The 4,698-nt window shown below is 29.7% G+C and carries 6 protein-coding genes; 5 read left to right on the forward strand and 1 reads right to left on the reverse strand.

What is annotated here, in order from left to right; genetic code table 11:
- Window positions 1-327 precede the first annotated feature (327 nt).
- The 4 genes from CPJCM30710_RS17225 (at window position 328) to CPJCM30710_RS17240 (ending at window position 1,886) form a co-directional block, all read left to right on the forward strand.
- Window positions 328-813, forward strand: coding sequence for a hypothetical protein (locus CPJCM30710_RS17225; RefSeq protein WP_212905376.1), 486 nt, complete (start codon window positions 328-330; stop codon window positions 811-813).
- A gap of 51 nt (window positions 814-864) precedes the next feature.
- Complete coding sequence (locus CPJCM30710_RS17230) at window positions 865-1,053, forward strand: hypothetical protein (RefSeq protein WP_212905377.1); 189 nt, start codon at window positions 865-867, stop codon at window positions 1,051-1,053.
- A 56-nt stretch (window positions 1,054-1,109) separates the two neighbouring features.
- A complete protein-coding gene (locus CPJCM30710_RS17235; RefSeq protein ID WP_212905378.1) occupies window positions 1,110-1,313 on the forward strand; it encodes a hypothetical protein in 204 nt (67 codons plus the stop codon).
- A 99-nt stretch (window positions 1,314-1,412) separates the two neighbouring features.
- Window positions 1,413-1,886 (forward strand): hypothetical protein, encoded by a 474-nt coding sequence (locus tag CPJCM30710_RS17240; protein WP_212905379.1) that lies wholly within the window; start codon window positions 1,413-1,415, stop codon window positions 1,884-1,886.
- Window positions 1,887-2,289: 403 nt separating this feature from the next.
- Here CPJCM30710_RS17240 and CPJCM30710_RS17245 read toward each other — a convergent pair whose 3' ends face one another.
- On the reverse strand, window positions 2,290-3,231 hold the full coding sequence (locus tag CPJCM30710_RS17245) for an FG-GAP repeat domain-containing protein (protein ID WP_212905380.1): 942 nt from the start codon (window positions 3,229-3,231) through the stop codon (window positions 2,290-2,292).
- Between the two features lie 89 nt (window positions 3,232-3,320).
- Between CPJCM30710_RS17245 and CPJCM30710_RS17250 the strand changes: the two genes are divergently transcribed.
- Window positions 3,321-4,556: an ABC transporter substrate-binding protein gene (locus CPJCM30710_RS17250; protein WP_212905381.1), complete on the forward strand. Its 1,236-nt coding sequence runs from the start codon at window positions 3,321-3,323 to the stop codon at window positions 4,554-4,556.
- Window positions 4,557-4,698 lie beyond the last annotated feature (142 nt).

The raw sequence follows: 4,698 nt of genomic DNA on the forward strand, positions 1-4,698 counted from the left end.
ATATAAAATTTTATTCAAATTAATAGAAAAGCTCTCTTTTAAAATTTATCCACAAGTTTGCTAGAAAAACCCCCTGTTTAAAAAACAGAGGGTTTTTCAGCAAACTGGAAAAAGCGTGGATTTAATCCACGCTTTTTTATTGTTTGTAAATCTAACTCAAGCTTAAATTTGCCTTAAACCGAACAGAATCGGTGCCTGGCCAGTTTTGTTTTAATATATTCACAATGGTTAATTAATATGCCAAAATATTGTGTCATTTTATATATGTTGGAATAATATATACTAGAAACCCAAATAAAACCATATTTTCAATAAGGAGGGAATTTTATGGAATTAAATGAAATTCTAAGTGGATTAAATGCTTGTAAAGATGATTTAAGTCCAATTAGTGGTACAAGAGGACTATTTGGAGGATCATTAGCTTTGATAATCGTTCTATTTATCTTATTCTGTGGTTGTGGACATGGATTTGGAGGAGGATTCCCAGGAGGATACCCAGGAGCATATCCACCAGTAGCACCAGGTCCAACTAGTGCAGTTAGCCCATTTGCAACAGAAGCTCATAAGACAAAAAAGAAGATTCCAGTTTGCAAAGTTTCAAACTACTACCCAATTCAAGACCAATGCTGCGAATATGCTGCCCCATTTGCTGGAGTATCACCATATAGTGCTGCACCTGCCCCAGCCCCATATGGCGGTGGATTTGGTGGATGCGGATTTGGCGGAGGCAGCTGGTGGTGGATATGGATAATTATCATATTCATAATCTTTGGATTTGGAAGAAGAAACTCTATTGGTAGCGATATAGTGTAAACTAGTGAAAAGAACGTAAGAAAACTAATACTATTTTAAGGAGGAACAAATATGTCAAAGAAGCATGACTGTTGCTATAGAGTGATGCCATACGGTGGAGCAGCACCATATAATGGAGTTGCACCATACAGTGGAGTTGCACCATATGCAGGATCTGGATTTGGTGGATGCTGCTACTGGATATGGTTCTTACTAATCATATTATTCTTCTGTAATAGAAGAGGAAACTGTGATTTATAGTAACTAAATTTTAAAATTGAGATAAATAACTGGTATTTCCGTAAGGGGGGACAATAATGCCGATGATGGGTATATACAATCCTTACTATCCGAGTACTACAGCCTTTTACAATCCAAGTACAGTAATTATTGCATTACTAATATTCGAATTTTCAGGATTACTAAAGAATGATAGAGGGTTTATACTAATACTATTATTCTTATTCTTAGGAGGATTCAGAGGTTGCTTATGTGGATGCAATGATTCTGCACCATATTAGGAAGTATAGAATGCTGCTACTAGAATAGTGGTTGGAGGGCGAAAGCCCTCCAAAAAATATATATAATAATACATATATAAATATTGTGGAGGGAATCTAATGTCAAAACATAAGCATAGACATAGATCATCAAATATGAATGATATAAAAAATATGAATCCTATTAATAATATGAATAATGTAAATAATATGAGTGGAATGAACAATAGTATGCCACCGTTTCCTTTTAATCTTAGTCCTCAAATGACCGAAATGTTTAAGAACATTGACTTTAATGCATTAACTGGTCTTTTATCTGCTATAGGCTCGGAGGGGTTTAACTTAAATGCTCTTAATTCGTTATTTAATTCTAGTATGCCTAATGGTTTGGGTAATATTATGAATAATGGTTTGGGTAATATTATGAATAATGGTTTTAATTATGATAATTCAGCCAATAACCTTAATTTTAATAGAGAAGAAGATGCAAATATAGCTATGTTAAGAGCTTTAAGAACTTTTGTAGATCCTTCCAGAGCAAGATTTTTAGATAAAGTGATAGAACTTTATCAATCTGGTGAATTTGATGATTAAGTATAAATATTATAAAGTGCTACATGTTAATTAGAGAGAAAAAGTTAAATTCTAAATAGCTCAATAAATAAAGTTTCACTTAAAATGCTTTTTAAAATCCTAAATTAATAGATGAGATATTTATTTATATACTAAATTTTTTTATAGTGTATAAAGTCTTAATTATAGGTTAATAATATAAATGTAGTTAGGAGAATAACATCTCCTATAGCTAAATGAAGTTAAGTCTTCATTAAAGCTAAAACCCCCCATCCCCCTTTTGGGTCGCGAAAGCGACCCTTTTAATTTGCTGCAATTATGGCTAAAGCTGAGTTGCTGTCTGTTCAGTTTTATTTTTTCTTGTTTTATAAAATTGAATATAGTTAAATGTAAATAAGTTTAATATTTATTTTTATAAGAACTATTATTTTGCTTTTTCTAGTTTGATAACGCCTATTTTAAACATATCTCCTTCAGCACCTAAGGTTATTTGTATTTTAATTTGAGACGGGCTATCTTTTTCATGTATTAGAGCTTTTTTAAAATTCAATATCCATTGAATTTCTTCTGTTTTTCCATTCTTATCCCATTTTGTATCTTGAAAGAATGCATCTTGGAATTCAAACATATAATCAGTCTTACCAAGCTTCCATAAAATTGATAGTTCATCTTGGCTTAATGATGATTTGAAAATATCATAAAGTTTTTCAATCTCACCTGTGCTTTCAATCAAATCAATAAATAACATTACATTTTCAAGTCCTAGAATTGGATAATTTTCATACGTACAATTCTTTAGTTCATCTCCAATAATCATATACTGCTGAACATTTAATGCACCATTCTTTATTGTCATTGAGACAAGTTTTGGAGTTTTATTATTTTTTGAATCTATAACTCCAAAAACATTATTGGTACTAGAAAAAATATCTTTAAAGCTGTCAGTTTCCCACTTAAAGATATGTTGTATTGGAACATTATCTTGCGATGCTTGGACTAATATTTCCGGAATCCTATCTCTAGATAAGTCTAGTAAAGTAATACCCATAGGCCAAAAGTTTGAATAAGTTCCTACAGTATTAAGCTTTTTATTTGGTTCTAAAAAAAAGCTCTTATTATTAGAGTTAACCTGCATATAATATTTGTTATTTTTTGTTGTTATATATAGAATATCTTCTTGTCCATCCCCGTTTAAATCTTTCTTCAATACCTTATCATTTCCTACAGATGAACTAGTTGGCAAAGAAGATAAGTCTTGGGGTGTCTTAGTAAAAGAAAAGAAAATAGATGTAAGTATTATACCTATTACTAAAAGCATTATTAAAACCATAGCTTGTTTACTTACCATAATTATTCTTACTTTCATTTTTATCACCTCAATTAATTATATGAGTGTTTAATATAATTAATTATTTTACATAAAATATATTTGATATATTTTATGGAGGTGTAATTATGAAATATTTATTTAAGGCATGTTCTTTAGTAATTGTGTTAATATTATTTTTTTCTATGATAAGTTGTTCAAGAGATAAGAAAAGTCCGCAGAAAGGGAGTTTAAATATCTTAATTGAAAATAATACTACTTCAGATATGGAAGGTGTTAATTCCTTAATATCATTATATCAAAAGGAACATAGTAGTATTGATATCAAGGTGAAAAATATAAATTCTTTTGATAAAATAAAAAAAGAGATTGCAAATAAAAAAGAACATGATATATTGATTTGCAATAGAAGTGTAATGATTGAGCTTGCAAGAGAAGGATTAATAGGTGATATAACGAATAATCTAACAACCAATAAAGCTACAGAAAAATTTAATAATATAGTTTTAAGTTATGGTCGTATTGATAATAAGTATTACGGATTAGGTATTATACCATATTCAATTCAATTCATATATAATAAAAATGAAGTTGGAAAATACGGTATAAATACAGAATTGGAAGATGTTGGGGATGTTGGGGATGTTGCAAAGTTATTAAAGGATAGAAATATAAAAATACCAGTGGTATTACCAAAAGAAATAGACTTATCTTTAGCACTTTCAACTATAGTCGCAAATAATGTGATTGATGAAATGGAACTTGAAAAGAATTTTGATGTTGGAAAGCTTAAGTATAAGCAAATTACTAGTATGCAAGATGTTTTTAAGTTATTAAACATCATAAATAAAGAGTATGGAATGACTAAGGATACATTGTATAAAGCTGATGATAAGATTGTAAAAAAGGTTGAAGAAGGGGAAATACCATTTGCCTTTGTTACATCACTAGCCGGTAAAGAATTGGAGGATAGCAAAAATATTAAAATATTAAATGGTAGAGTATTGCCAACTAGTAAAATTAATCCGCCTATAATTGTGGAACATCTTGTGTGCTCAATACAAAATGCACCAGATAAAGAGGAAATAAATAGATTTTTAGACTTTATAACAAAAGATGAACCATATGAAAAATTAGGCAAGGAAGGTATAATGACTGGTAATAAACAAGGAAATACATTTTTAAAGGGATTTTCACAAGAAATGCTATGGCCTCTTTCAATTGCTAATGAAAATAATATTGCTTACTATTATAATCTACCTTCAGAGATGCAACCGTTTCTTTTAGATGAGGTAAATAAAGTATTTGACGGACTCTATAGTGGAAATGAGTGGAATACGGTTGTTGAAAATACATATAAGTAAAAATAAAGCTACATTAATGTAGCTTTATTTTTCAGACTGCTGACAAAGTGTCAGCAGTCTTTGTTTTTACTGAATTATGAAGTAAAATTAAAAGTATAGAATTTTATTTCATAGGAGTTATTCAAATGATACGAGAAAGAAA

This window comes from Clostridium polyendosporum (assembly GCF_018332455.1).
In the GTDB taxonomy this organism is placed as follows: domain Bacteria; phylum Bacillota; class Clostridia; order Clostridiales; family Clostridiaceae; genus Clostridium_AY; species Clostridium_AY polyendosporum.